The sequence below is a fragment of the Methanococcoides seepicolus genome (genome assembly GCF_023684405.1).
GTDB classification, from domain to species: Archaea; Halobacteriota; Methanosarcinia; order Methanosarcinales; family Methanosarcinaceae; genus Methanococcoides; species Methanococcoides seepicolus.
The window spans coordinates 35,090-60,712 of the sequence record NZ_JAGSOI010000010.1 but is presented as its reverse complement, the minus strand read 5'-3'; the positions used below and the strand labels follow the sequence as shown (position 1 = coordinate 60,712).

General features: G+C 44.1%; 32 protein-coding genes and 1 pseudogene. 2 read left to right on the top strand and 31 right to left on the bottom strand.

The features are described 5' to 3' along the window. Nucleotides 1–198: 198 nt before the first annotated feature. The 8 genes from KDK67_RS04230 to KDK67_RS14420 all read right to left on the bottom strand — a co-directional run bounded on the left by KDK67_RS04230 (nt 199) and on the right by KDK67_RS14420 (nt 7,643). Nucleotides 199–606 (bottom strand): 30S ribosomal protein S6e, encoded by a 408-nt coding sequence (locus tag KDK67_RS04230; protein ID WP_250867579.1) that lies wholly within the window; start codon nt 604–606, stop codon nt 199–201. A gap of 90 nt (nt 607–696) precedes the next feature. Beyond that, nucleotides 697–2,472, bottom strand: a complete 1,776-nt coding sequence (gene infB / locus KDK67_RS04225; protein ID WP_250867578.1) for a translation initiation factor IF-2 — start codon at nt 2,470–2,472, stop codon at nt 697–699. Between the two features lie 155 nt (nt 2,473–2,627). Next, nucleotides 2,628–3,077 (bottom strand): nucleoside-diphosphate kinase, encoded by a 450-nt coding sequence (gene ndk, locus KDK67_RS04220; RefSeq protein ID WP_250867577.1) that lies wholly within the window; start codon nt 3,075–3,077, stop codon nt 2,628–2,630. A gap of 14 nt (nt 3,078–3,091) precedes the next feature. Further along, nucleotides 3,092–3,280 (bottom strand): 50S ribosomal protein L24e, encoded by a 189-nt coding sequence (locus KDK67_RS04215; RefSeq protein ID WP_011498393.1) that lies wholly within the window; start codon nt 3,278–3,280, stop codon nt 3,092–3,094. Between the two features lie 5 nt (nt 3,281–3,285). Beyond that, a complete protein-coding gene (locus KDK67_RS04210; RefSeq protein ID WP_172366828.1) occupies nt 3,286–3,501 on the bottom strand; it encodes a 30S ribosomal protein S28e in 216 nt (71 codons plus the stop codon). A gap of 22 nt (nt 3,502–3,523) precedes the next feature. Further along, complete coding sequence (gene rpl7ae / locus KDK67_RS04205; protein ID WP_250867575.1) at nt 3,524–3,877, bottom strand: 50S ribosomal protein L7Ae; 354 nt, start codon at nt 3,875–3,877, stop codon at nt 3,524–3,526. 225 nt (nt 3,878–4,102) lie between these two features. Continuing rightward, complete coding sequence (locus tag KDK67_RS04200) at nt 4,103–4,963, bottom strand: hypothetical protein (protein WP_250867574.1); 861 nt, start codon at nt 4,961–4,963, stop codon at nt 4,103–4,105. 145 nt (nt 4,964–5,108) lie between these two features. After that, the gene (locus KDK67_RS14420; RefSeq protein WP_250867583.1) at nt 5,109–7,643 is read right to left on the bottom strand and encodes a PAS domain-containing protein; all 2,535 of its coding nucleotides are present in this window, start codon (nt 7,641–7,643) and stop codon (nt 5,109–5,111) included. Nucleotides 7,644–7,938: 295 nt separating this feature from the next. Here KDK67_RS14420 and KDK67_RS04190 point away from each other — a divergent pair, with 295 nt between their 5' ends. Then, nucleotides 7,939–8,829, top strand: coding sequence for a tetratricopeptide repeat protein (locus tag KDK67_RS04190; protein WP_250867572.1), 891 nt, complete (start codon nt 7,939–7,941; stop codon nt 8,827–8,829). Nucleotides 8,830–8,844: 15 nt separating this feature from the next. Here the strand turns inward: KDK67_RS04190 and KDK67_RS04185 are convergent, their stop codons facing one another. From KDK67_RS04185 to KDK67_RS04170, 4 genes and pseudogenes are all read right to left on the bottom strand, one after another. Then, nucleotides 8,845–9,324: a nucleoside deaminase gene (locus KDK67_RS04185; protein WP_250867571.1), complete on the bottom strand. Its 480-nt coding sequence runs from the start codon at nt 9,322–9,324 to the stop codon at nt 8,845–8,847. Between the two features lie 2 nt (nt 9,325–9,326). Then, complete coding sequence (locus KDK67_RS04180; protein ID WP_250867570.1) at nt 9,327–9,923, bottom strand: DUF447 domain-containing protein; 597 nt, start codon at nt 9,921–9,923, stop codon at nt 9,327–9,329. After that, a pseudogene (locus tag KDK67_RS04175) lies at nt 9,923–10,870 on the bottom strand (triphosphoribosyl-dephospho-CoA synthase). The gene KDK67_RS04180 and the pseudogene KDK67_RS04175 overlap by 1 nt, the downstream one beginning before the upstream one ends. A 7-nt stretch (nt 10,871–10,877) precedes the next feature. After that, entirely contained in the window at nt 10,878–12,017 is a 1,140-nt protein-coding gene (locus KDK67_RS04170; protein WP_250867569.1) for a methanogenesis marker 9 domain-containing protein, read from the bottom strand. Nucleotides 12,018–12,186: 169 nt separating this feature from the next. Between KDK67_RS04170 and KDK67_RS04165 the strand changes: the two genes are divergently transcribed. Beyond that, nucleotides 12,187–12,978 (top strand): carbon-nitrogen family hydrolase, encoded by a 792-nt coding sequence (locus KDK67_RS04165; RefSeq protein ID WP_305064334.1) that lies wholly within the window; start codon nt 12,187–12,189, stop codon nt 12,976–12,978. Between the two features lie 60 nt (nt 12,979–13,038). Here the strand turns inward: KDK67_RS04165 and KDK67_RS04160 are convergent, their stop codons facing one another. The 19 genes from KDK67_RS04160 to KDK67_RS04070 form a co-directional block, all read right to left on the bottom strand. Further along, entirely contained in the window at nt 13,039–14,016 is a 978-nt protein-coding gene (locus tag KDK67_RS04160; protein ID WP_250867568.1) for a methanogenesis marker 12 protein, read from the bottom strand. Between the two features lie 16 nt (nt 14,017–14,032). Next, a complete protein-coding gene (locus KDK67_RS04155) occupies nt 14,033–14,383 on the bottom strand; it encodes a DUF2103 domain-containing protein (protein ID WP_250867567.1) in 351 nt (116 codons plus the stop codon). Nucleotides 14,384–14,482: 99 nt separating this feature from the next. Then, on the bottom strand, nt 14,483–14,920 hold the full coding sequence (locus KDK67_RS04150; protein ID WP_250867566.1) for an ACT domain-containing protein: 438 nt from the start codon (nt 14,918–14,920) through the stop codon (nt 14,483–14,485). Nucleotides 14,921–14,962: 42 nt separating this feature from the next. Beyond that, nucleotides 14,963–16,267, bottom strand: coding sequence for a phenylacetate--CoA ligase family protein (locus KDK67_RS04145; RefSeq protein ID WP_250867565.1), 1,305 nt, complete (start codon nt 16,265–16,267; stop codon nt 14,963–14,965). Nucleotides 16,268–16,317: 50 nt separating this feature from the next. Continuing rightward, nucleotides 16,318–17,283 (bottom strand): DHH family phosphoesterase, encoded by a 966-nt coding sequence (locus tag KDK67_RS04140; RefSeq protein ID WP_250867564.1) that lies wholly within the window; start codon nt 17,281–17,283, stop codon nt 16,318–16,320. 61 nt (nt 17,284–17,344) lie between these two features. Beyond that, the gene (locus KDK67_RS04135; RefSeq protein WP_250867563.1) at nt 17,345–17,698 is read right to left on the bottom strand and encodes a prefoldin subunit beta; all 354 of its coding nucleotides are present in this window, start codon (nt 17,696–17,698) and stop codon (nt 17,345–17,347) included. Between the two features lie 84 nt (nt 17,699–17,782). Continuing rightward, nucleotides 17,783–18,037 carry a KEOPS complex subunit Pcc1 gene (locus tag KDK67_RS04130; protein ID WP_250867562.1) on the bottom strand — a complete coding sequence of 85 codons (255 nt, stop codon included), beginning with the start codon at nt 18,035–18,037 and terminating at the stop codon, nt 17,783–17,785. Beyond that, a complete protein-coding gene (locus KDK67_RS04125) occupies nt 18,034–18,501 on the bottom strand; it encodes an rRNA maturation protein (protein WP_276575057.1) in 468 nt (155 codons plus the stop codon). The genes KDK67_RS04130 and KDK67_RS04125 overlap by 4 nt, the downstream gene beginning before the upstream one ends. Nucleotides 18,502–18,507: 6 nt before the next feature. Continuing rightward, nucleotides 18,508–18,648 carry a DNA-directed RNA polymerase subunit P gene (locus KDK67_RS04120; protein WP_011498374.1) on the bottom strand — a complete coding sequence of 47 codons (141 nt, stop codon included), beginning with the start codon at nt 18,646–18,648 and terminating at the stop codon, nt 18,508–18,510. Between the two features lie 5 nt (nt 18,649–18,653). Continuing rightward, on the bottom strand, nt 18,654–18,941 hold the full coding sequence (locus KDK67_RS04115; RefSeq protein ID WP_250867561.1) for a 50S ribosomal protein L37ae: 288 nt from the start codon (nt 18,939–18,941) through the stop codon (nt 18,654–18,656). A gap of 93 nt (nt 18,942–19,034) precedes the next feature. After that, complete coding sequence (rrp42, locus tag KDK67_RS04110) at nt 19,035–19,823, bottom strand: exosome complex protein Rrp42 (RefSeq protein WP_250867560.1); 789 nt, start codon at nt 19,821–19,823, stop codon at nt 19,035–19,037. After that, nucleotides 19,807–20,865 carry an exosome complex exonuclease Rrp41 gene (rrp41, locus tag KDK67_RS04105; protein WP_250867559.1) on the bottom strand — a complete coding sequence of 353 codons (1,059 nt, stop codon included), beginning with the start codon at nt 20,863–20,865 and terminating at the stop codon, nt 19,807–19,809. Before rrp41 ends, rrp42 begins: the two co-directional genes overlap by 17 nt. Nucleotides 20,866–20,915: 50 nt before the next feature. Next, complete coding sequence (gene rrp4 / locus KDK67_RS04100; RefSeq protein WP_250867558.1) at nt 20,916–21,707, bottom strand: exosome complex RNA-binding protein Rrp4; 792 nt, start codon at nt 21,705–21,707, stop codon at nt 20,916–20,918. A gap of 11 nt (nt 21,708–21,718) precedes the next feature. Next, nucleotides 21,719–22,411 carry a ribosome assembly factor SBDS gene (locus KDK67_RS04095; RefSeq protein WP_250867557.1) on the bottom strand — a complete coding sequence of 231 codons (693 nt, stop codon included), beginning with the start codon at nt 22,409–22,411 and terminating at the stop codon, nt 21,719–21,721. Between the two features lie 43 nt (nt 22,412–22,454). Then, entirely contained in the window at nt 22,455–23,246 is a 792-nt protein-coding gene (gene psmA, locus KDK67_RS04090) for an archaeal proteasome endopeptidase complex subunit alpha (protein ID WP_250867556.1), read from the bottom strand. 113 nt (nt 23,247–23,359) lie between these two features. Further along, nucleotides 23,360–23,728: an Rpp14/Pop5 family protein gene (locus tag KDK67_RS04085; RefSeq protein ID WP_250867555.1), complete on the bottom strand. Its 369-nt coding sequence runs from the start codon at nt 23,726–23,728 to the stop codon at nt 23,360–23,362. After that, nucleotides 23,725–24,450: a ribonuclease P protein component 3 gene (rnp3, locus tag KDK67_RS04080; protein WP_250867554.1), complete on the bottom strand. Its 726-nt coding sequence runs from the start codon at nt 24,448–24,450 to the stop codon at nt 23,725–23,727. The genes KDK67_RS04085 and rnp3 overlap by 4 nt, the downstream gene beginning before the upstream one ends. Then, on the bottom strand, nt 24,443–24,898 hold the full coding sequence (locus KDK67_RS04075; RefSeq protein WP_250867553.1) for an RNA-binding protein: 456 nt from the start codon (nt 24,896–24,898) through the stop codon (nt 24,443–24,445). Before KDK67_RS04075 ends, rnp3 begins: the two co-directional genes overlap by 8 nt. After that, nucleotides 24,895–25,488 carry a 50S ribosomal protein L15e gene (locus tag KDK67_RS04070; protein ID WP_011498364.1) on the bottom strand — a complete coding sequence of 198 codons (594 nt, stop codon included), beginning with the start codon at nt 25,486–25,488 and terminating at the stop codon, nt 24,895–24,897. The genes KDK67_RS04075 and KDK67_RS04070 overlap by 4 nt, the downstream gene beginning before the upstream one ends. Nucleotides 25,489–25,623 lie beyond the last annotated feature (135 nt).

The window sequence follows — 25,623 nt, the reverse complement described above, 5'->3', positions numbered from 1 at the left end:
CATTTCTACTGTTAAGAAGAATCAACTTTCTGTGATGAAAGCTATTCAAGATGCAATCGATGGAAAGCCATTTGTTCCAACGATTGTTTGATTTTAGGGTTGCAAATTAATTTTTTGTATTATAGTCGGTCATACAGGATTGACGATAGGTAGGCTGAATAGTTACAAAAAAAGAATTAAAAAGGAGAGTGACGAATATCACTCTGCTTGTGCTTCAACGTCTTCTGAACCGCCACCAAGGATCTCTTCAATGGTCTTGTCAGAGTATCCTGTAACTTTGGTGTTGATCTGGGTAATGTCAGGAGCAATCTCGCTTCCACGAAGGAATTTCCTTCGGCGTACGCCTTTTGCTACTGGTGAATATCCTACACCCTTTGCAATGAGGATCTTTTGCCTCTTTGGACCTGGAAGGGTTGGGCTCATTACGAAACCACTGTTGTCGGTACCGCCTGTAATGGTTAGTGTGTAACCATCCAGACCTACTGTTGCGCCATCTACTGTCTGACCAATAGATCTTCCAATGTACTGGTTTGCTTCAGCTCCAGTAATGTCGAACTGGTAGGTCTTTGTTTTTGGATCTGAAACTACAATTTTAAAATCTGCCATGATTTGCCTCCAATATGTTTGAATAAATTCGTATTTAAAGTTAGCTTAAGCCTGTATATGAATTACAGGTATTTATTTTGCATCCATCGATCATTTCGCCCAGAATGGGTTATCCCTTCTTTTTATATCCAAGAAGGAGTCAAGTGCTTCTAATTCATCCGCCGAAAGTGAATCGTAAAGTTCGTGCTCAAGTATCTTAGCATGCCTTTCAGGTATGTTCGCATAGAGAACATCGCCTTCGTTTATCTGTCTGCCCACTGTAGGGCCATCGATAGACATCGCAACCTCCATGCCGATAGTAGCAACACTTACGTTCTCGCCCCGTGATTGCAAGCCTTTTACAATTCCCACTACAGTACCATCGCCTGTCGTAACATCGACCTTCGTCTTGATGGTACCACCTATTACCCGTACACCTACAACAGCAGGTTTGCTCTGTCTGAACACACAGTCAGGCATAATAGTGAACATAGCGGGTTTGACAATTGTCTCGGAAACGGCCTTTTCGGATATAGCCCGCTGTTCCTTTACCCAATCCCTATAGTCATCTATCAAACGGTAGATGACATCGTTCATGAACACCTTGACGCCAGTGGATCGTACTTTTTCTTTGGCATCAGGAAGGATATTGACATTAAACCCTACAATAACAGAATGGAACGGATCTTCGATAGCGAAAGCTTCCATAATGTCCCTGTTGGAAATATCACCCACATCTGCTTTGCGAATAGGGATATCCTCTTTTTTAAGTTCATTCACAAGAGCTTCAAGAGAGCCAATTGTATCGGCTTTGATAGTAATACCACTCTGATCGGTATCGATCTGGACATCTTCGACCTCATTACGCACCTCTTCAACAACAGCATCCAGTGTTTCAGCAGTAGCTACCCTAACTGAACCTCCGGACAATGCACCATCGAGATGAGGAGCTGAGATCTTAACACCAACTGCAGCAGTAACCTTACTGACCTGCTTGAACTTATCTTCAACATTGATCTCTGAAAGAGCACGTGGTTTTAGGATAGCACGAACTTTTGTCTGTATAGGTTCACCCAAACATCCAACAACTATCGTATCACCTTTTTTCAGCACTCCATCATACAGGATAAGATCAAGGGTGGTACCAAGTCCACGCTCTTCTTTGACCTCCAGAACAGTACCCACACCGGGCCCTTCTGCATTATAATGAAGATTCGATTCAAGGAATCTCTGCGCCAGTCCCAGCAGAACCATCAGGAGATCAGGAATACCTTCACCTGTGATAGCACTGATAGGAATAACACCGATATTATGCTGGAAATCGTTTACACGGTCATATCGATCAGAACTGAAACCATTGCTATACAGTTCACCCACGACCTCATAGAACTTGGTGTCAAGGCTTCCCCTTACGTGTTCGCTCTGCTTATTGTAAGACGTCATGAAAGGAGCACCTTTTTGAGGGTTCCAACCATGAATCTTGTCGATCTTGTTCGCCACAACAACGAACGGGGTCTTATGCTGTTGCAAAATATTCAGGCTCTCGATCGTCTGTGGTTTAAAACCTTCATTGATATCAACGATAACAACGGCAAGGTCTGCAAGAGCACCGCCACGACTCCTCAAAGTAGTGAACGCATGATGTCCAGGCGTATCAATGAAAAGAAGTCCAGGAACCATGAACTTGTCAAGTAGGCCTGGATTCCCACATTTTTCCACAATAGCACTTATAGGAACTTCGGTTGCACCAATGTGCTGGGTGATAGCTCCAGCTTCTCCGGATACAACTGCACTTCCACGTATCATGTCAAGCAGTGAGGTCTTGCCGTGATCCACATGCCCCATAACACAAACGATAGGAGTTCGTAAGTTATCTTTTACAACCATGACACAACTCTCTCTGAAATCCTGTTGAATTCATTAATATTAAAAAAAACATTCAGGAGCGTTAGTACATAACATACTAACAATGAAAGAGGACCGAATTATCGGCCTCTTGTCCCTGAATGTTATTCGATCTTCAGATGTCTGATCCTTTCGAATCACTCATACAACCATTCATCATCTGCTCGTGGATAGCCGGAGATCTCAGACTCTTCAAAGTGAAGAGCTATCTCACGCTCTGCTGATTCCGGAGCATCTGATGCATGGACAACATTTCTACCCATATCAACTGTAAGATCGCCACGGATAGTTCCAGGCAATGCATCGACAGGATTTGTTGCACCATTGATCGCACGCATGATCTTGATCGCATTATTGCCTTCAATGACCATCGAAACAGATGGGCCTGAAGTGACAAAGGATACGAGGGGACCGAAGAAAGGCCTTTCGGAGTGCTCTTTGTAGTGCTCCTTTGCGGCCGCCTCGGTCATCACATTCATCCTTAATGCTGCGATCTTAAGACCTTTTTTCTCGATTCTTGAGACGATCTCTCCAACAAGACAGCGCTGAACGCCATCTGGTTTGACCATAACATAGGTTCGTTCCATCAGATTCACCAACATTAGGCTTTCTTCAGGTAGATCCTACCCTGTTCTGTCCAGACAGTACGTCTTGGAAGTCTTCCAAGATCGAAGTTGCCCTTACATTTGGAAGAACAGAAATAATATGTGGATCCGTCCCTCTTTGCAAAAAGGAGACCCGTACCCGGCTCAAGCAACTCTCCGCAAAATGAACATTTTCTCTGTTCCATTATCATCACCTGGTAGTTAGTTTCTTAGCCTCTCTGGATGTCTCCATAAGCATGAAAACATCAGCAATTCTCACTGGACCAACGCAGTTTCTTGTAATGATCCTACCCTTGTCACGACCTTCAAGAACCCTGCACTGAATCTGGCTGGCTTCACCATGCATACCGGTGTTACCGATCACGTCGATAACCTCAGCTGCAAAACCCATATCATCATCTGCCATTCGGGATACCTCCAGTCAATGATTATTTGAGTGCAGCGACTTTCTGTGCAACGTCTTCTACAAGTTCGCTGCCCTTTCCTGCATCAGTGATCACAACAGCTGCACAGCCCACACCAATTCCACATGCTGCACCAAGTTCTTTCTGCTGTTTTACAAAAATGTATGGTGTGTTCTTTTCTTCGCAAAGAGCTGGAATATGAGCAACGATCTCGGATGGCTCAATGTCAGCTGCGATTACCGCAAGCTTTGTGATGCCTCTTTCGATAGCTTTTGTTGCTTCGTTGGTACCTTTCTTTACCTTACCGGTGTCTCTTGCGAGTTCGATTGCTTCAAGTGCTTTATCTGCTAATTCGTCAGGAACTTCAAATTTAACCATATTTATATCTCCTTCGAAACCGCCCTTATCTGCGGTCTGTCATTATTCATTGTAATTAACATCAGCAATGCACATTCACTCACAAATGAGCATATGTTGCATCAACCAAAGTATTTGGTATGAATCGCCACAGTCACATATATAGCTTGCGCCAAAATGCCTGATAGCTCACCAAAGACATATGCAGAACAGAATATAAAAAAGAAAAACGAGGTGAGAACAAGCTCACCAAGCAGGCTCACCCAAGAAAGTATAGAAATCTGAAGAATCTAAGGTAACGGTCACCTTCAAAATATCTTCCTGAGACTCTATATCATAGTCCAGACCCTTATCAGGACCTTCAGCTGCATAAGCAGTTATATTGTTGCGAGTACCATCTGTCGGATTAAGATAGACAGTAGTACGTGACAAACGTGAATCATCAAGGAACATCAGATCAAGGTAATACTGATCTGCAAACCCATCATTCACGACCATAACTTGCTGTATAGGTGCACCCGGCTCCACGAACTCCATCAACCTGCTGAAATCTGATGATGCATTAGCATCGCCTTCCATGACATCCAGAACATCCTCTAACCGATCCTGCTGACCAAAGAGCATAGGATTGCCTATTACATTATACAGGTCGCTACCGCGTGAAGCGAAATAGTATCCATTATACGCATCCTCTGAAAGATAATAAGGGAAAGCAATGACCTCAGGGTTTATCACATGCATATTGAAACTGTGCTGGTTAGCATATTCTGCAGAGTACAACTTAGTGACCTGAACTCCATATACTGAATCCAACTGTGACGTATTACCCATCATAAGGTAAAGTGGTGTATCCCTTATGCTGTCAATGTCAACATACTCTGCAAATGCCACCCCTTCAGGTGTCACTGCAAGACCATCAGCAAGGGAATTCAGCTCATGATCCACATGTTCACCGGGAATAGATTCAAAGCCAGCGGCATCCACAACCGAATTATCCACAACCGAATTATCCGCAGTCTCCCCATTCGAGCCTCCACTGAAGAAAAAAGGCATGATTGACATGACCATTATAACCGCCAAAAAAATGGCTATATATTTTGTATTCATTTATACTCTCCAAAAAATCGATGCATTATCGTATCTAATATGTAAAGCAATTATCTACATAATCATATATAAAGACTATTTATCTACTCCAAAAATAAAAAAATAGGGCAGACAATATAGCCCGATCCATCAGTCCATAAACCAATCAGTCAATAAGCCTTGATGAAGCCATAATACAAGGCTGTCCCGACCATTCTCCACAGACAAGCTTTGTTTCGACCCCGACCAGAAAACCACCCGCACCCACCATGACAGTCTCATAGACTAATTTTTCCCCAACCCGGGCACTCGAAAGCATAGAATCAACATTGTCCCATTCCCCATCAGGATGAAGCTCAAGGTAATGCATATCTGAAATATCCCCATCAGAAAGTTTCAGACCTTCCATAAGCATCTTATTTGCATAGAGGACATATCCATCCATGTCCAGTACCACCAATATCTCATCCACCATATCAACAAGGGACTGAAGGTCCTTGTACTTCTTAGAATCATTTGAATCCGAGCGGATCTTTGAAATGACCACACCGATCTGGGTAGCAATGGTCTCAAGGGAATTGCGTGCATCGGCAGGGATCTCATATTCGGAATGCGAGGATAAGCAAAGCGCTGCAATGATCTTCCCATCATGTTTCACAGGGATTATACCGGTAGCATGCAAACCCTCGTACTGGGAGCTCTCACCAGTAGTAATAGCACTGAGCTCCGAATGATGTTTGTAAACCGGTTGCCCGGTCATCACAAGACGGTTCTGCACAGAATTCTTTCCAAACACCGAAATGTCCTTCACAAAACGCTCTGAAAGACCTTTATGCGCCACAAGCCTCAGATCCCCAGTTGCTTCATCAAAAAGATACAATCTTCCAGAATCCACCGGCTCGACCTTTAAGCTGAATTCAAGCATCTGTTCAAAGGTTTCCTCAAGACTATGCGCAGAACTTAGAACACTATCAAGATCAAATTGCATATGCATAAAATCATCAGAATGTTTACGGTCAGTAACATCCACAATGATACCCTGCATATAAGCGACATTCCCATCTTCATCGTGCTTGATGAACGTTCTTTCATCCACCCATCGTATATCACCGAACTTGGTCAATACACGATATTCCTGATTAAAATCTATAAAACCTGCATCTATCCTCTTAGAAAGCTCCTTTTGCACCCTATCAAGATCATAAGGATGTACAATATCAGCATACACAAACCTTCCCGAAATAAAATCATCCACCGAATAACCAAACTGGGTCACATTTTCTGAAACGAACTCAACCGGCCAATCAGGGTCAGCGCGCCAAAGGAAGACAACCGCAGGACTATTCTTAATGACATCCCCCAGGATCTTCTGTATGTCAAGAGAACGACGTAGTTCTTCATCCACCCCCCTATGAAGGAGAATACTCCACATCCCCTGCATCAGAAGTGTGACCTGACGCACATCGGAAAGATCATAATTATCAGTCTTATTGGCAAGCCCTACAAGAGCAACGATCTTGTCCCTTTCAAATATAGGAACGCTCAAAAACCGATCGATCCTCATATGCCCTTCAGGATATCCCCTTTTAGAAGGATTCTCTTCTGAATCATCATTTACTATGATCGGCAACCTCTGTTTCAGAGATTCACCCCATAACCCAACATCGACCACATGTGACTGAAGTTTCTTTTTGTTCAGAGAACATTCATTCGTAACGCCCTCAGACCATGAATCAGTCGTGATGACACTTTCATCATCGCTCATGAATGCCAGATATCCGATCTTGCTATTAGTCAGTCTTACGACCTCATCCCTGGCAAAATCAATAATGTCCTGAATGGAAGCATCCGTCATCTGGTACAAACATAACAGCGCTTCAATACGTTTTTCTTCACTATGAAGTGCATTCTCGATCTTCTTCCTCCCAGTGATATCAAGAATGATACCCTGGAGATATGTCACATTGCCCAGTGGATCGTGTTGTATCTGAGTCCTTTCATCGACCCAGCGCACTTCTCCAGTCTTTGTGAGGATACGATACTCCTGGAAGAAATCAGAATATCCACCCTCAGTACACTTGGAAACTCCTGCACGAACACGGTCAATATCATCAGGATGTACAATATCACCATAGACCAATTTTCCCGAGATGAAATCTCCCACCGAATAACCGAACATATCAATGTTCTTCGATACGAACTCCACGGGCCAATCCTTTTCTGCCCTCCATAGAAATACAACTACCGGACTGGAATTGATAACGGTCTGAAGCGCTTTGTTCATACCAAGAGCACCATCAAGCAAAGCAATATCGTCCATCCTTTGCTCAGTAATATCCAGAATGATACCATGATAGAACTGGATAGAACCGGAATCATCAAAATGAGCGGACGTCCTTTCATCGACCCATCGAATATCCCCGGCCTTTGTGAGAATACGATATCGGAGGTTGAAATTGCGGTCTTTATCATCCATATGAAGAGACGTTTCAGATATTACATGATCAACATCATCGGGATGAATAATATCAACATAACGAAACTTTCCGGTGATCAGATCTTTTGCACCATACCCGAATTGTGAGATGTTCTCGGAAACGAACTCCACGGGCCAGCCCACTTCCGCCCTCCATAAAAAGACAACCGCAGGGCTGGAATTTATAACAGATTTAAAAACCTCTTCCCGGGATGCCGCATCAATAGTAGATACTTTTGCACCGCCTACATTCGTTTTTTTGGCACTGATGCGATCAACTCCATAATTACTGCTAGATGATACTGTTCATTAATGTTGCTCATAAAGTAATAAGATAAAAGACATATTTATACATTGATGAGTGAGCATCCAAAATGACAGTTTATTTTATATAAATTTCTGATACGTTAAAATAAATTAGCCTTATGTGGATAAATGTGAAGAGTACGCCAAACCAAACCACTTACTACCTCAACGCCATTGCAAAAAGTATATCACTGGACACCGGATATTTCAATATATGAATAATATCAAGGACATGTTCCAGCAGGCATCTTACAAAAGAAAACTAAAACAAATGGTCAAGAACGCTGAAAGCACCTATGGAAAAGGTTATGTGCTACATGAGATCGGACGATTTGAAGACGCGCTGGAAAAATATGATGAAGCAGCATCCATATGGGAAGAACTACAACAAGAGCTGCTGCAAAACGAAATGGATGATGAGGCCGAGAATGCCGCAAAACGTGAACTTGAAGTTCGATTCAACAAATGTTTCATCCTATTCAAACTGGACAAAAAGGAAGAAGCACTTGCCATAGTAGAAGACACGATACAAAAAACGCCCGATGACATAAAACCCGTCTTCAGCAAGGGATTTCTACTTTTCAACATCGGTCAATATGAAGAAGCACTCAGGATACTTGACAAGGCCATTTCGCTCGAACCGGAATATCCCGATGCATGGTGTTGCAAAGCAAACACCCTATATCAACTCGAACGTTTTGAAGAAGCCCTCGAATCCTATGAAAAAGCGATCGAATTTGCAGACATAATGCACTTCAATTTTCCGCGTTACTCATTCCTGAACACGAACCCTGACCCCACTATCAAGAAAAATGCATCCGGAATTTGGTATTGTAAGGCCAACACCCTTGAAAAGCTGGGAAAGCACAAAGAAGCAATTGAAGCTTACAACAATGCCCTTGAGATCAAACCAGCATTTTCCGATGCATGGTACTGCATGGGGAACACTCTTGAAGAAATAGGAGAGAACGAGAATGCTTTGAATGCATACAGCAATGCACTCGAAGTAGAAAGGGGTTTTACCGCAGCACTTGAGAACAAGGCAAACTTACTATTTAAGCTTGGAAGAGAGGAAGAAGCAAAGGAATTGCTCGGTTCAAACTGAGATGTTAGAGAATGATCAATACATTCTCTTATCCGTTTTTTTTGACCATTCGCTAAGGAGTTCGTGACAATCCTCACACTCCAGGTTCACTTCTTTAAGTACCGAAGGGTCAACACCTTCCCTCAACATTGCATAAATGTCACCATCATCAAAACCTATAGATGCAACATCCTCTGTGCTGGTGCAATAGTAGAGCTTCCCAATACGTGCCCATATGATCGCTGAAAGACACATCGGGCAAGGCATTGTTGTCGCATAGAGCTCACAACCAGACAGATCGAAATCCCCCAGAGCCGCTGATGCCTTACGGATAGCCACGATCTCAGCATGAGCAGACGGATCATTGGTCCCAAGAACTTCATTGTGTCCTTTTGAGATGATCTTACCGTCCTTTACAATGACAGCTCCAAAAGGGCCACCTTCATTGTTACGCATACCTTTTAATGCTTCTTTTACAGCAACATCCATGAAATTGCCCATAGGATCTTCTGACATGTTCACACCTGTCCATCATATCTTTTAAGAAGAAGGGCCATTGCTTCCTTATCAAGCTCACTACCACATTTGTTGACGGTGATAGAATATGCTTTTATGAGCCTCATATACCTCTCATCATTCGTCAATTCATATCGGGTAGCGTGTACACAGGACTCTACCACGAGATTGAAGCCCCTGTTGATTGAATTAAAGATACAGCGACCTGCATGGGCATGCCTTGGAACGAGCTTTGCAACTATTGCTTCGGAAGTCTCCTTGACCTCATCGCATTCGAATACGACCCAACAAAATGAATCCCTGACAGTTGCAAACCCAAGTCCTTCATAGGAAAGAACTTCAAACTCCGATTCAGCGAGGTTCCCAAAAGTACTACGCACGAAAATAAGAGGGTCATAAACAAGATTTGCAACAAGTATGCGTTCTGCTTTTACATTATCATAGGTCTGCGAACCTTTGTAAAGTCTTACAAATACATCATTGCCTTTCCTTATGATACCTATTGGAGCTGCATTTGGCACCCAACCATTAGAGGTAGTCACAATAACTTCCGATATACCCTCAGAAATACCAAAATTATCCAGATCAAATTCCTTCATTAGAATCTCAAACCCCCAAGCAAAGATATGAATAAACCTGCTATGACGATATCTGCTGTCGAACCGGGATTTAAACCTTTCTCCAAAAGCAGTTCATCAAATTCTCCCACATCATCCCAGAAAGGAGACATATGGTAGCCGGAGCCTTCCAGCCTGTCCACAATACATTTCGCCTGCTATGAGACTTCCTCAGCAGTCCTTTCATTCGTCTTTGTCCTAATGAATGTATCAGGTCTTTCAGAAAGAAGTTTTAGAAATGAAAAAACAACTGCATGATTGATATCAGGTATTAGTGGCCCATCCCCGGATATATTCATAAAACGATCCAGCATTTGGGCACACTTCACACAATCACCAAAACCATTGACCCATTCATTAGCGATCTGGTCGTAGCCCTGTGAGATCTTCATGAGGTCGTAGAGAGTAAGTCCCTCCTCTCTCAATGATACAAATGATGAATCATCCTGAAGATCGAACTCATCCACATCGTTCACACGCACCCCTGCTGAACGGAACGCCTTATAGAAATCAATAGCATCATCAGTATCCGTTGAACTGACTATTTCATGAGCACGGGCAACGAGCTCATCCATATCGAGATCATTGCCACTGCCAAGGATCTCACCGGCAGCCATTGAAAGCGGTATAAGGAGAAGAAATGCCCCAAAATGCGTGTTCCCACCGCTCTGCCAGCTATTACTATGACAGACCGCACTTCTTAGCAGAGCACCAACCCGGGCATCTTTTTTTGCTGCAGCTTCAATAACGGGATGAATACTTACCGCAGATGCCAGAAAATGTTCATACCTGGTATCCTCATAGTCATGGTGCCTGTCAATATTACCCGGCTTTGGAGAGGAGGAAACCTCAAGTATCATTGCCAGCTGTGCACAGCATGCGATATGTGAGTATACAGACCGGTTGTTACAACCATCAATAGAATGCATACCCTGATCACTGTTCATTAACAGGTTTTTTGGCATTATCTAATATATAAGTTGCAAGGTCCTTTTTCAACCGCATATAATCCGAAGCAGAAAGGTCAAGGACATCGAGAACACCGTCTCTCAAATAACAGGGTTTTGAGATCTTACAACACCAGGCCAGGCTGCCAAAACATGTGCTATCACCAAATTCGAGTGGGGTTCCTTTTGCAAATTCCATTTTGATGTTCGCAAATTCCTTTGGACTATATCCAAGCTGAGCCGCCTTATCATGCACTGCACATGGTTTAACAGGCAAACAGCAAAATGCGAGTCCCCTAAGGTCACCTTCGCCACGACATACATGTTTGGGAGAATTATACCAGCCCATCTGTTCCTGCACTGCACAGACATCTTCAACAAGAGAATCAATGAACCCATCATCCTCAAGCACACCCCGAGATACCGAGATCATATCAGCACCCTTTGAGAACATGTCCCTTGCATCCATAATGTCCATAATTGAATTATTCCCAATAAGGAAAAGCCTTGTAGAATCACGAATACGCAAAATGGCACGAAGGTCAGCACCAGCACCTTCTTTCATGGCATCGACATGGAGAATGTCTGCTCCTGCGTTCTCAATGCTTCTTGCAAGGGCAACATCATCGACAACGTTTGCCCTCACCTTCACAGAAAGAACCACACCTGTCTCTTTGATCTTCTTTATCCACTCGGTAAGTCTGGGAAGGTCTTTCATCAATGCTTCACCAACACCGATGGAAACCATTTCCTCCTGCCTGCAATGTGCATCAAGCTCAAGTATGCCACCTGCAGCTTTCACGATACTAGCAGCTTTAAGAAGAGGGTCAAGGCTTACAGCTCTTACATTAAAACCTACGGCTCCAACGGTATCAACAGCATTGACCTCAGTTTCAAAAAACTCAAGAGGAGCATCCGATAAGAACTCCTGCCGGCCTCTTTCAACAAGCTTTACCGCAGCTGCATTCGTTTCTTTGTCCAGATTATAGCCACCGATCACTGCAAGACCGGCATTCTTTGCATTTTTGCTGGCAAATGCACTGTCAGTGATACCAGCCATTGGCGCAAGCGCAATGGGGTTTCTGAAAGTAACATAGCCAACTTGCAGATCAAAAAGTTCATCGCTCACAATAATAGCCTCATTCAAATGATTTAGCATATCTTGCGCTGTAGAAGAAAGTAGTTACATATTAATGTAACGTTAGGTAAATAGATAGATACAGACGACAAAGGACCGATAATAGTACCAACATTACTAGCAGATAATAACATCAAAGATCAGAAAAAGAGGCTATAAAGTGGAACCAATCAAAATTGCAGCCATACAGATGGATATTTGTCATTGCAATAAACAAAAGAACATCGAAAAGGCCCTTCGTTTCTCAGAAGAAGCCGTTTCAAAAGGTGCTGATATTATCATCCTTCCGGAAGTGTTCTCCACGGGCTTTTGCTATGAAGACCTTGAGAAGGCAGCAGAATCAAGACCATACCCCACGATTGAAGAAATAGCAGCATTCTCTAAAAAGAACAAATGCATCATGATAGGTTCCATAATCGAAAAACATGGCTCCGAGAACAGAGAAACATATACAAATCTGGGCTTTTGCCTGGAAGATGGAGAACTTGTCGGGACCTACACAAAGACACATCCTTTCGGAAAGGAAAAAGGATATTTCGCATCAGGAGATCTCATCGAACCGATACACCTTAAAGAACGGGATCTGATAATTGGGTTGCAAATATGCTATGAGATAAGATTTCCTGAAATAGCAAGGAAGCTTTGTCTTTCAGGAGCTGACATGCTCATAACCATTGCAGAGTTCCCGAAACCAAGAGAACATCAGTGGAGAACACTTGCCACTGCACGTGCCATTGAAAATCAGATATTCCACATTGCCTGCAATCGCTCCGGTTCAGACCCTAATTCCACATTCTTTGGAGGCACCATGATAATTGACCCCCTTGGAAACGTAATGGCAGGTGCAAAGGATGAGGAATGTGTGATCATCGGGGAAATTGATACATCCCTTATGAGAAAAACAAGAAAAGCAATACCGGTTTTCGATGATCGCAGACCAGACCTATATTGAGGAAAGAATAAAGAAAGGGAAAAAACAAAGGCAATTGAGATATTCAGATCATTAACGAGCTCAGATATTAAAATTGACATCAAGCCCAAGAATGGTCCTTGCGCCGCCTGCAATATCACGTGCTATCTCAGCACAGCCTATGGCAGCACTCCATTTACCGAGCAATTCGGGCTTCAGGTCAAGATGAGAACCTATTCTTTCAGCAACGTAGTCAACTTCACCAACTGAACCTGCAAGGAAGACCTTGCCATGTGAACCGTGATCTTTCATCAGGACCTGTATTGCTGCAATTTCCATTGATGCGAATAAAGCGATCCGATCCAGTGCCAGGATGGCAGCACTTTCACCATTGACTGCAGCTTCGAGAAGTTCATCATTACCCGAATAAGGAGTGTGTTTCAACACACCTGCATTTATGAAGGCCTCGTTGGCACTGCATTTACCCGCATCGACATCCCTTATAGCCTCAAGATCGAGCGGACCATGCCGGGTTCCCGGTGCAAAGATACAAGCATCTATAGCACCTATGAGCTTACCACCGCAAACACCCACTGTAACAGTGTTGGAACTTATGTCTGAGACCACAAGGTCATCTATGCCTTTGCATTTGGCATTGTAGGCTATGCCTATCTTCTCAGGACTTGTGGAATGGGAAAAGACGTTCAATCGGGGATCAGTATTGCTTTTTGTATGGATTCCGGGAATAAGGACAGCAGGGATAGGAGAATTCCTTATGGCATCGAAAACAAGTGTTCCGGCTCCGGTCTTTTTACCGACACCCTCTATGCTCAAAACGCCCCTGGAATCGACATTGTCCATATCCTCGATGCTTACAATACCATCACCCATGGAATAGGTGACAGCTACAAGTTCTATATCAGAGATCCCAATATCAAGATGAGAAGTGATCGAATCGAGTATCTGAGCCTCGGACATGCCCGATACTTCCGTACGTGGCATTTCAAATGTTCGTACATTTCCCTCACAGATCCCGGCAAAACGCATTGCGTTAGTCCCGTGGTCAACTCCGATAAACATCGATCACACCTTGCCATCAGATGTCGAAAAGCATAGCATTAAGCTCTTCCATCAGGGGTTCCCCTTCTTCACGGGTAGCAACCGTTGTAACGATCCTAATTTCCTGAGCTGATGTCCCATGGGATAAAAGAAGACGGAGATTGCCATGCTCATCGGGATGTGGAAGCACCTTTGCTGCCAGATTCCCACCCGGAGAGCTCTTACCCCTAACAGTGATCACGGAAGGAATGATACCCTTGACCTTTTCGTGCTGACTGATGATAGCAAGGATCTTTTTACCCTGACGGTCGCCAATGACAGTGGTGTGTGCACCACGAAGTTTCTCTTTCAACGACGCTTCCTTACTTTTGATAGTATTATCATCCATGAACAAAATTTGGAAGAATAATATAAAACGTTAGTGGTCTACATAAAGTAAAATTTCAAAAAAAGATAGAATATGCACCAAAAGGTGCATTTTCAAGTATCAGATATTCTGAACATCACTCATGTCAAGAAGCTTTATCTTCGCATCACCAAGGACCTTAACAGCACCCCTGATATCGTTGACACGGACAATAAGGAAAGCTTTCTCGGTCCTGGTAACAAAAGCATAAGCGTAATCGATGTTGATATCCCTCTCACCAAGGACCTCTGCAATCATACCAAGCTGACCGGGCACGTCTTCCATCTCCACACCAAGGACATTGGTCTCCGAGACGGTAAATCCGGAATCATGCAGCACCTTGTGAGCCAGATCAGGATCATCAACGACCATTCGGATTATACCGAAATCGCCTGCTTCAGCAATGGTGAACGCCCGGATGTTAATACCGGCACCTTTGAACTTGTCAGAAACGCTTGCAAGCCTCCCTGGCTTGTTCTCTGCAAATAATGAAATCTGTTTGATCATTTTATCTTCCATGAGATCGCCCCATATCCTAATTTAAATGATGTCTTCTAAAGCTTATAACTTTCTGTTGTCGATCACTTTCTTTGCCTTGCCCATAGAACGTGGCAATGAACCATGTTCCACAAGTTCCACCTTGACAGCAATGTTCAACACGCCCTTAAGGGCTGATGCCACCTTTTTCTCCAGGTTGATGATATCATTGACCTTGTCACTGAATGCCACATCGGTCATCTCGATCTGCACCTTCATGATATCAAGCTCATTTATCCTGTCCACGATGATCATGAAGTGTTCGCCAACTTCGGGTATCTTCATGAGCACAGACTCGACCTGTCCGGGGAACACATTGATACCACGGACAATGAGCATATCATCTGCACGACCAAGAACACGCATGATACGTGGATGTGTCCTCCCACATTCACATTCATCCCAGTTCAGTACAGTGATGTCACCTATGCGGTATCGTATGAGTGGCAATGCTTCCTTTACAAGTGTGGTTATCACAAGTTCACCGCGCTCGCCGTTTGGTACAGGCTCACCGGTGTCAGGATCTATGACCTCAACAAGGAACTGGTCTGCCCAGATGTGAATGCCATCCTGCTCCCGACATTCCGTGAAGAGAGGACCGCTAAGTTCGGATGTACCGAAGATATCATAGGCTTTGATACCTGCCGACTCCTCTATCCTCTTACGCATTTCCTCGGACCAGGGTTCAGCACCGAAAACACCTACACGCAGATCCGTATCTTCCTGGAAGCTCACGCCGGCACTCTTTGCAGCCTCGATCATGAAAAGGAAATATGAAGGAGTGCAACCGATAACGGTTGTTCCGAGATCCTGCATCAGTTCGATCTGTCTGTCAGTATTACCGGAACTTGCAGGCAATACCGTACAACCGGTCTCTTCTGCACCATAGTGCATACCCAGACCGCCTGTGAAAAGACCATAGCCATAACCTATCTGCATAACATCGTCGCGTCCGACACCAATCGATGTCATGGCACGGGCAAGGGATGTGGTCCATGCCTTTATGTCATTATCAGTATAACCGACAACTGTGGGTTTACCGGTAGTACCGGATGATACATGAAAACGTACAAGTTTGTTATTGGGAACACAGAACATACCTGTGGGATACGTATCCCTCAGGTCCTTTTTGTACGTGAAAGGAAGCTTTGTGACATCATCGAGACTCTTGATGTCCTCTGGCCTTATTCCTGCAGCATCAAATCGTTTTCTGTAAAATGGAGAATGCTCATAGACATATTTCACGAGGTTGCATAACTTCTCCCCCTGTATCTCCTTCAACTCTTCAACAGGCATTCTCTCGATCTGTGGATTCCAATATTCTATCATATTTATCACGCTATTGTCGATCAATACTGATGGTGGTTTGTTACAACCACTTATAGACTCAACGGGTTTTTCTTAGTTCTCAAAATTTCTTTCACCAACTCAACACATTCGAAGAGAATAGTGTCCATATCAGCTACAACATCTATCCCTGCTGCACCTGCATGACCGCCACCGGTCCCATCGTAGTGGCTGCTGATCTCTTCCATAATCTTGCCAAGATTAACGCCTGCATTGACAGCATCACGTTTGGCGCGACCGCTTACTCTTATGTTATCAGACCTTGCAGTACCTACAAATGCAACATCTCCACCGATGTTGATGAGCATGGAAGAAGCAGAACCACCAAAGGAACTTACATTCGAAGTAACGACCAGCCAATCACCGACACGTTCAACATCTGCCCGTGATGCGGTTTTAAGCATTGCGATCCTCATAGAGACATCCTGAGGTGTTGATGCCATAAGGTCGAGCACTTCTGCATATTCGACACCGCTTGAATCGATTATCTCAGAAAATGTCTTGAACGTCCTGCTCGTGGCATGCTTGAAATGACCTGTATCTGTCACGACCCCGGCCATGAGTCCGAGAGCCATGCGATGCATTATAGGTGCACCCATGCATTTCAGAACATCATAGACGATCTCCGCTACTGATGTGGCATTACGGTGAAGATAAAAAGACGCGTTCTCTGTCAGTGCAGTAGTTGCATGATGATCTATTACACAATAGTTGGTAAGTTTAATATCATTGAGCTGTGCGCTGGTAGATGTGTCTACGACCACTACCAGATCATAATCTTTAGGATCAGGATTATCTATTACATCTATCTCCAGTTTATCAACAAGTAATGCTGCAACTCTGTTACAGCCATCCACAAGCCCCACTTTGCCTCCGATAGCCTCAGATAATGCAAATGCACTACTTATGGCGTCCGGATCGGCATTTCGATGGCAGAGGTATAGGATATTGTGATAATCTAGGAGACGGTTGTAGAATCCAGCTTCGTCAACCTGCATTGCTACCTCTCATCCATTCAGACAGGACTGTCTGAAAAGGATAAAGGAGGGTTTACAAGGATCACTGTCCCTGAGTACCCATTGCCTGCTTAAGTTGTTCCTGAAGCTGGGTAAAACGCTTTGAGATGCGCTCTTCCTGGCGTGTGGTGGATTGAAGCCTAAGTGAAAGTGTCTCAAGTTTTTCTTTCAGCTTTGTGATGGTATCATCCTTGTTTGACTGGATCTGAAGGTCACCTACAGCCCTGTAGACAACAGCATCATCGGAAAGCTTTTCAAGCTCTTCCAGTGCCATTTCAGACTCTTTCTTCATAGATTCCATCTGGTTCTTCTGCATAGCAAGAGCCTGCGCCTGCTGCTGAACCTGCTGCAACTGTGCAAGCTGATTCTGTACTTGTGGGGGTATTTCTGAACTCATATTGGTTTCACCTGACCAGTCAATAAACCTGAAATGATTTTAATGTTTCTATCCAAGGTCCAGCAAAATAAAAAGCAGGGTCTCTCATACACCATTTATGGCATTCTTACCGACAGCACATACATCATGTGCTATTTGTATCAGACGAAGCCAGGTGTTGAGTGTGGAACGCATTGATATGATGTCATCAGCAGTGATATTCATCACAAGGGAGGCATCCCTGACCTTTACATCCACGATAGAACGTTCAGAGACCATGGTCCCAAGCTCAGGTAAGATGCAACGATATATAGCCTCTGCATTCTCTGTTACAAAAACAGATTCAGAAGCCATTTTCATTCAGATATCCCCATTTTGCGATAATTTTTGATATTTAGCCTGAAAAGCATATTATCACGATAAATGAATTCAAGATAATCATCGCTGGCAATAAGGCATTTTGAATCGTAATAACATTCCCCTTCAGGAATATCGAAATAATGGGAAAGCAACTCGAATAGCTCGCCATCACCATTTATTGAAGGCTCCAGCGCCTTAAGAGGAACATATTTGTAACCGTCTGGGTAAAATACGCTCAGGTGGATAGATAACAGTTCAGCGCCCTCGCCATCGTAGAACATAATGCTCCCAGGACTTCCGTGATAATCACCTATGACCATCAACATATCATCTTCACACAAAGTAACGATGTCCATCAGACCCATTTTTCCACGGGCCACATATTCGCAATTAAAAAAAGATGCCAAATACTTGCACATAGTGCGAGTATTGGCTGAAGGTTTGCGAGAAGAAGTGATTAGCATGACTTCTTACTCGACCTTAACCTTTTTGATCGATGATTGCGGCCTTTCTTTTACAAGTATACGGTGCCCGCAGTACGGACAGCGAATACCAGTATATCCATAGTCGATCTCGACTGGCCGCTTGCATCGTGTACACTTATAGTCCATATTGATTACTCAACCTGTTCAGTGGCTTTCTTAACAGTCCTCAACACAGTCTTACCGACTGTAGTAGCTGGGATGTAAGTACCGCCTGCAAAAGTATATCCACATTTTTTACATTTCCAGATGCCAGTCCCAACTCTCTTTACAGTCAGGCGTGCACAGCTTACACATTTGTGCGCTGCATGCATCTTCTCTTCGAGATCAGCAACCAACTTTCGGTCTCTTCTACCATAGCGTGTACCAAATCTTCCTGCGGACCTAGATACACGTCCTTTCTTAGTATATTTCTTTGCCATTATAAATATCTCCTTGAAGCAGATTCCTATTTATGATCGAGCTTATAATGATCGAGTATAATCGTTACGAGCCTTCATTGAATCAGAGACGATTCAGATGTTGAGGAGGTATTCCCCTCTGATTTGCGCTCCTATCTCACGTGATTTTTCAACGGACCTCAGGAAGTTCTCTTCTGAGAGCGTACCTGGACCGCTTTTCTGCATAGCACAGATCGAACCATCCTGATTGGTCACTATAGTGAGTCTTAGATCACTAACTGATTCCTCATTATTGGTCGCATCAATGACAAGTTCCCCTCCAATGTCAACAAAGGAGAGAGAGACCGGCATTTCGCAGATAGGCAGTTTTACGTCATCTCCACGACCTTCGCGTTCCCCTGGAACAGTTGCTGTCATAAGCGCCGCAATAGCACCGATTGAAGCAGCATCCAGTAAATTACCACTGTCGTTAAGCACATGAACATCTATGAAAACTATCCAGACCTCTACCCCTTCCGTAATACACAACTTGTTTAAATCAATTGCGCCTGATTCACGGATACCGCGGTCTACCACACGTGCCATTTCAATAGCTTTCTCTCGTGGTGGACCAGCTTCGAAGTTTGGTGAAGCTATAGGATTAAGCTCCATACTTGTGATAATGACGCCCTTGTCTGCAGAATCCGCGAACGGAGAGCCTACCTGCAGTTTGACACCGACAAGTACCTGCGTATCACCCAGCAAGACCTTTGCAGAGCCTTCTGCCTTATCAATGACATTGGTCTCAACTATCAGATCACGCACTTCATCGAACCCACGACCATCTTCACGCTGGCCTTTGAGAGCCAGATTGAACAAATAATCTTTTTTAAGTCTTGATATAGCTTCACTCATTTTTCTCACCCTCATCCTCATCGGACTCCGCGCCCTCTGGTTCTGAAGAGCTGTCACCCTCGGACTCAGTACCTTCATTTATCTCGAACTCAGAGACATCTTCCCCGAACAGGTCCTCAGCTTCATCAGAAGTATCCTCGACCTCATCATCCGTGAAAGCCTCTCCCTCATCCTGAAGTTCGAGGTCCTCATCCACTTCATCTTTAAGCTCGTCGTCCTCATCCTCAAGTGCGACTTCAGAAACTACCTCAGAAACTACTTCAACGTCCTCAGTTTCATCTTCAGAGGTTGCGACCTCAGCCTGAAGTTCAGCTTCCTTGAGGAGCTCCTCTTCGTCAGTAGTACCGAACTTTGATAAAAGGGCCTCTTTCTGGATAGCAAAGATCTGCTCACAGCCCTTCCTGGCCATTTCGATACCCTTAGCGATCTCATCAGCAGTAAGGTTACCATCCATCTGAAGTAAAGTGATCTCGCCATCCTCGGTCATTGCAATAGGCAGGTCAGCATCACCATAATTGTCTTCGGGTTTGTTAAGGTCGAGCACAAGCTGACCATCCACCTTTCCGACAGCACATGATGCAACCAGTCCCTTCATAGGAATACCTGCATCCACAAGTGCAAGTGTAGCAGCATTTATAGCTGCTGTCCTTGTACCTGCATCTGCCTGAAGGACCTCTGCAAACACATCAATAACAGCACCTGGATAGAACTGTTTCATAACAACAGGTTCGAATGCTTCTCCGCTTACCTTTGAGATCTCAGTACTCCTCCTGCTTGGACCAGGACGGATACGATCCTCCACAGAGAAAGCAGCCATATTATACCTATACCTTACAAGTGCTTCACTTGGACGCTGAAGCCTGCGTGGGTGAAGTTCCCTCGGGCCATAAACAGCTGCAAGGACCTTGTTGTTACCCCATTCAAGATAACAAGAGCCATCTGCTCTTGAGAGTACGCCCATTTCCACGGTCATTGGGCGGATCTCATCAACACGCCTACCGTCAAGACGAAGTCCATTCTCGTCAATAAATTTTTCCGGTTTATCACTCATATTTAATCTCCAATTTCATCTCATTCTCCCATCTGTAAACACAAAAGGTCTTAATCAGTCCCTTCAGGATCATTTTCCAGCAAGACATCGACCTTACGACTGGTCTCTTCGGTAACGTCATCATCTTCAAGGGACACACCAGCAACTTCCTCATCTACTAGCTGTTCTTCATCGGAACTCTCAGTCCCTTCCGGCCCACCCCTCAAAAAAATGCCGACCTTATCCGTTAAACCGGATATATGAGATTCACTTTCTATCATTTCGATCGCTGTTGTCAGACGATCCATATCGTTATCCCTACCATTGATCCAGATACGGCCGTTCTTTCCTACGAAAACATCACAATTCGACTCTTTCTTAAGAATAGACACCATTGAACCCCCGTGCCCGATGACACGTGGTACCTTTGCAGGCATAACTTCAATGATACGACCTTGTCTTAGGACCTTTGAGCCCTGTTCACGCATTGAAAGCTCTACTTTCATAGCCTTGCTGACATCTTTCACACGAACAACGACAGAATCCCCAATATCCATGAACTTCCTCATTTCAGAAGAATCAACACGTTTCGGAAATTCGGATACATGAAGTAGACCATCATAAGGAGAACCTGTTTCCATTATCCAGTTGGAAGGAGTAACATCAATGACTTTCACAATAATGAAATCCTTACGCGAAGGAATATATTTTCCAGAAAAGGGTACTACTGAAACCCTTCCCTTGAAATTTGCAACTCCATAAAGTAAAGAATATATATTTCCGTCTTTAACATAAGTGCCTGGCCCGGCCATTTCTTTCTTCTCAGAAAGCAATTGCCCGGGAATTACTATATTACGATCCATTAATTAACCTCTTACAAAAGTTTTGTTTCCGCATCACCTTTTGTCAGATGGTTCACAAGACCATAAAAGTCATTCTGCATGCCTGCAGGGATCTTGACAACCGCAACCCAGGAACCATCGTTCTGCCAGCTATCCCTGAGCATGGTCCCGAACTTTGCGATATCCCCATAGGATTTTGCTGCATAGTCTGAAGGGATCTTGACAGCGATCTCAACTTCTTCAAAACGAATAGGAATAATCGGTCTTATTGCCTTCATGACAATATTGACCTGCTCATCCACACTCTTCAGAGGATCGATATGGATCTTTGCCTCTTCCATTGCTTTTTCGATCCTTCCAGGAGGGTGAGGTGCCCTTGTCTGAGGATTTATCGCATTTTGTGCAATAGTGGAAATGACCTGTCTGGTCTTCTCCTCAAGAATATGTTTCCTCTGTTCCTTGGTAAGCTGAAGTTCGCCGTGTTTGATAATATACGCTGCGATCTCAAAAACGTCATCTGTCTGGAATGCATTGGTAAGATCGGATTCAGATGCATGGTCTCCCCTGCCAGAATCCTCGAAAACGGCCTCTACTGCAAGAACGTCCTCAATTTTAACATTGCCTCCTTTCTTGAACTCCAGAGCCCCGTCAGGATCCACAAGCACTTCATAATGTTTGCTGCCTTTCTTTAGCCTTGCAACCAATGATTCATCAAGAGATACCATACTCTAAACCCTCCTATATTACCCAATAATGCTCAAAAACACATTATTCGTCCTGCTGCTTTTCCTCATCTGCTGCTTCTTCAGTGGTTTCGTCAGCATCGTCTTCCTTATGTTTAGCAAGAATGGCTTCAACGTATGACTCGACCTCTTCAACGGGACATTTCCTGAACTGGCGGTCCTCAAGAGTGACCATGCCCACTTCAAGTGTTGCAGGATCGATCTTTACATCAGATGCCCTGTAAAGTGCTTCCATTCCAAGCATTACTGCTTCTTCCATGGTCATGTCATCACGATGCATTTCCTCGAAAGTTTCCATGAAAACATTTCTGCCTGCTCCGATAGCTGTTGCCTTATACTCAAGAAGTGCACCGCTAGGGTCACTTTCGAACAGCCTGGGTTTGAGGTCATCGACACCTGCTATCAAAAGTGCAGTACCATAAGGACGGACACCACCATATTGCGTGTATGTCTGTTTGTGGTCACATATCTTCTTTGACAGAACCTCAACACCGATAGGCTCATCATAGGTGGCCATGTTGATCTGAGCTTCCACTCTAGCCCTGTCCACGAGAGCACGTGCATCAGCAACAAGACCTGATGTTGCAACTCCGATATGCTCATCTATCTGGAATATCTTTTCGATGGATTCCGCTTCGATCAACCTGCTTGTGATCCTCTTGTCAACAATAAGGACAACACCGTCCTTTGCTTTAATTCCAGCAGCGGTAGTGCCTCTTTTAACGGCTTCCCTCGCATACTCTACCTGAAAAAGCCTTCCATCGGGACTAAAAACAGTAATTGCTCTATCATAACCCATTTGTGGTGCCATTTGCATGCTCTCTTATCTCCTACTAATTATTTTGTGATTCTAAAAAACGTATGAATAGAGTTTCTGTACATTCACCTAGTTCACTTGAAGTAATTCCAAATTATAATATATATGGCTGTTTATGTCTTTTCTTCAGGACTATATACAGTACACCCTTCTAAATACTTTGTTGTTGCTCCATGAACAGTCCCGGATATACCAAGAACATGAATTATCACCGGCTTGCCATCCACCGATGTAACCGAAGCAAGAACAGCACGGGTCATATCCATACGGTCCCGAAGACAACGTACAATACCTTTTGAATCCTCAAAGTCAAGTAACTTTATATCGCATTCACTTGAACCCTTATCGCCCACTAGCGAACTGGCACATGAGAATATCTCACGAAGGAGATCACTTCGATCGACCCTATTGCCACCTATAAGTTCAAATGCAAAATATCTGCGATCCTGACGCAAGGTCGGAGGAAGGACTTTCAGCTTCATTCATCCTCCTGAACAGAAAGAGAAGGCTCAAGTATCTCCACCCCTTCACAAACATAGTTCTTATCATGTCGTTTATTTTGAACTATCCCCAAAGGAGTTTCCGATAATGCCATAATGGCCTCATCCTTTTCCATTCCAAAAAGAACTGCAAGTGCAATGATCTCCCGAGGTGCACGCAGGCCAAAGATAGACGAAGCATTGCTTGTAAGCAACATTGGAACATCATATTTCCTTGAAAGTGCCAGATAATCCCTGAAATGAGATAGACTGTGCACACGTCTGCCGCCACGGGACATGATCAACGAATCAATATCAAATGCAATAGCAACATTATTTTCACTCGCAGATTTTGCAAGCACATGATTTAAGCCACTACCCTTTGGAGTGGACGGGTGTAAAAGGACATCAACGTTCGAATTCTCCAATGCTGCACGATTAATTCCCTCATCGCCACCATGCACAGCCAGAACATCCACGTTATTGCGATATTTTCCAACAAGACCATGAAGTTTAGATGGATTGGAAGCCACAATCTCGACCGTACGAAAAATATCAAAACCTTCAATGCCATCAGATTTTAGCAGTCCCTCTGCCGTGGAATGATTGCTCAGACCGATCCCGGCAAAACCAAGATGCTTTGCCATTGAGACCAGTTCTTGTACCGTATTTTTTCCATCTGGCACAGAGTGAATACTAAGATCATAGAATGAACGTTCAGCCAAATAATTCCTCCACGATCCTGCCGGCATTAAGCCGATCCTTTGGATACGTTTCGATCTTCACCTTCACAATTATCGCATCCGATGAAGAGGATAACTTGATCTGGCCATTGAAAGCTGCCTGCTTGTCGAATCTCAGATGGAACATCTGGTCATCATCAAGACGGTCAGGCATCTCCTCACGAAGAAGTTCTACATCTTCAGGCGTCATGTTCGGTCTGACGAATGCGGCAAAGGCCTTTGTGTCGGGCTTGCGCTTGATAGTTGCACTGAACAGGGTAATAGGATTACCATGATACCCTTCGAAGACCAGGGACTCAACGTACTTATCCGTATCAGTACACTTGCCCTTGTCAAATGAATTCAATAAAAAGAGATCCAGAGCAGATCTTACTCTGGACTCATCCTCAGTAGCATGTGCGCTTACACGCACAGAGATATAGTGGATCACTTTTTGCTTCTGTTAAGGTTTGATCTTACACTTGGCCTGGTCTTCTCAGTACCGGTACCGCGCGTCTGCATGCCTCTGCCCTTGCGACCTGCACTGGTCTTACCACGGAATACCCTACCGCTGTGAGCCTTGCCACAGATCCAGTTGAGGTTCTTGTCAGATTTGATGACAGGGTGGCTTGGGTCAACGAGAATTACCTCGTACCATTTCTGCTTACCATCTTCGCCCACCCAGTAAGAGTTAAGGACTTCCATGTTAGGGTACTTTCTTGCAGCACGCTCTTCAGAGATCCTCTGAATGCTCTTACCGACAGTGATCTTGTTCTTACCGGTGTGCTGAGTACGCCTTCCACGAATGTAACGGGACTTTCTCATGCTACCCCTTCGTACTTTTACACGAGCAACAACGATACCCTGCTTGGCCTTGTAACCAAGTGATCGTGCACGGTCGATACGTGTTGGGCGTTCTACTCTTGTAACAGAGCCTTCCTTTCTCCATACCTGAAGCCTTTCCCATCTAAGGTCACGGACGTAAGTCTCGTCAGGGTTCTTCCATGCATCTCTTATATATCCATAAAATGATTTTGACAATTTATTCACCTTGTTTCATGTTAGTTTCACGGTTCAGCTGAAGTTTTCAGCCACACTCCTACGGGACATTATCCCGACAATGAAACATCGATTAGTACGTACACTATGACATTTAAGTCTTTGTATCCAACAGGA

Bases quoted from the DNA above. Each gene is read 5' to 3' on its own strand.
- KDK67_RS04155 (WP_250867567.1), bottom strand. From the start codon at position 14,383: ATGGATGATAATACTATCAAAAGTAAGGAAGCGTCGTTGAAAGAGAAA.
- infB (WP_250867578.1), bottom strand. From the start codon at position 2,472: ATGGTTGTAAAAGATAACTTACGAACTCCTATCGTTTGTGTTATGGGG.
- KDK67_RS04210 (WP_172366828.1), bottom strand. From the start codon at position 3,501: ATGGCAGATGATGATATGGGTTTTGCAGCTGAGGTTATCGACGTGATC.
- rrp41 (WP_250867559.1), bottom strand. From the start codon at position 20,865: ATGAGTGATAAACCGGAAAAATTTATTGACGAGAATGGACTTCGTCTT.
- KDK67_RS04135 (WP_250867563.1), bottom strand. From the start codon at position 17,698: ATGAGTTCAGAAATACCCCCACAAGTACAGAATCAGCTTGCACAGTTG.
- rpl7ae (WP_250867575.1), bottom strand. From the start codon at position 3,877: ATGGTTAAATTTGAAGTTCCTGACGAATTAGCAGATAAAGCACTTGAA.
- KDK67_RS04095 (WP_250867557.1), bottom strand. From the start codon at position 22,411: ATGGTATCTCTTGATGAATCATTGGTTGCAAGGCTAAAGAAAGGCAGC.
- KDK67_RS04120 (WP_011498374.1), bottom strand. From the start codon at position 18,648: ATGGACTATAAGTGTACACGATGCAAGCGGCCAGTCGAGATCGACTAT.
- KDK67_RS04115 (WP_250867561.1), bottom strand. From the start codon at position 18,941: ATGGCAAAGAAATATACTAAGAAAGGACGTGTATCTAGGTCCGCAGGA.
- KDK67_RS04230 (WP_250867579.1), bottom strand. From the start codon at position 606: ATGGCAGATTTTAAAATTGTAGTTTCAGATCCAAAAACAAAGACCTAC.
- KDK67_RS04190 (WP_250867572.1), top strand. From the start codon at position 7,939: ATGAATAATATCAAGGACATGTTCCAGCAGGCATCTTACAAAAGAAAA.
- KDK67_RS04145 (WP_250867565.1), bottom strand. From the start codon at position 16,267: ATGATAGAATATTGGAATCCACAGATCGAGAGAATGCCTGTTGAAGAG.
- rrp4 (WP_250867558.1), bottom strand. From the start codon at position 21,707: ATGGATCGTAATATAGTAATTCCCGGGCAATTGCTTTCTGAGAAGAAA.
- psmA (WP_250867556.1), bottom strand. From the start codon at position 23,246: ATGCAAATGGCACCACAAATGGGTTATGATAGAGCAATTACTGTTTTT.
- KDK67_RS04125 (WP_276575057.1), bottom strand. From the start codon at position 18,501: ATGCTAATCACTTCTTCTCGCAAACCTTCAGCCAATACTCGCACTATG.
- KDK67_RS04200 (WP_250867574.1), bottom strand. From the start codon at position 4,963: ATGAATACAAAATATATAGCCATTTTTTTGGCGGTTATAATGGTCATG.
- KDK67_RS04160 (WP_250867568.1), bottom strand. From the start codon at position 14,016: ATGTTTATCGGAGTTGACCACGGGACTAACGCAATGCGTTTTGCCGGG.
- KDK67_RS04185 (WP_250867571.1), bottom strand. From the start codon at position 9,324: ATGTCAGAAGATCCTATGGGCAATTTCATGGATGTTGCTGTAAAAGAA.
- KDK67_RS04085 (WP_250867555.1), bottom strand. From the start codon at position 23,728: ATGAAGCTGAAAGTCCTTCCTCCGACCTTGCGTCAGGATCGCAGATAT.
- KDK67_RS04180 (WP_250867570.1), bottom strand. From the start codon at position 9,923: ATGAAGGAATTTGATCTGGATAATTTTGGTATTTCTGAGGGTATATCG.
- ndk (WP_250867577.1), bottom strand. From the start codon at position 3,077: ATGGAACGAACCTATGTTATGGTCAAACCAGATGGCGTTCAGCGCTGT.
- KDK67_RS04150 (WP_250867566.1), bottom strand. From the start codon at position 14,920: ATGGAAGATAAAATGATCAAACAGATTTCATTATTTGCAGAGAACAAG.
- KDK67_RS04140 (WP_250867564.1), bottom strand. From the start codon at position 17,283: ATGCAGGTTGACGAAGCTGGATTCTACAACCGTCTCCTAGATTATCAC.
- KDK67_RS04130 (WP_250867562.1), bottom strand. From the start codon at position 18,037: ATGAAAATGGCTTCTGAATCTGTTTTTGTAACAGAGAATGCAGAGGCT.
- KDK67_RS04215 (WP_011498393.1), bottom strand. From the start codon at position 3,280: ATGGAACAGAGAAAATGTTCATTTTGCGGAGAGTTGCTTGAGCCGGGT.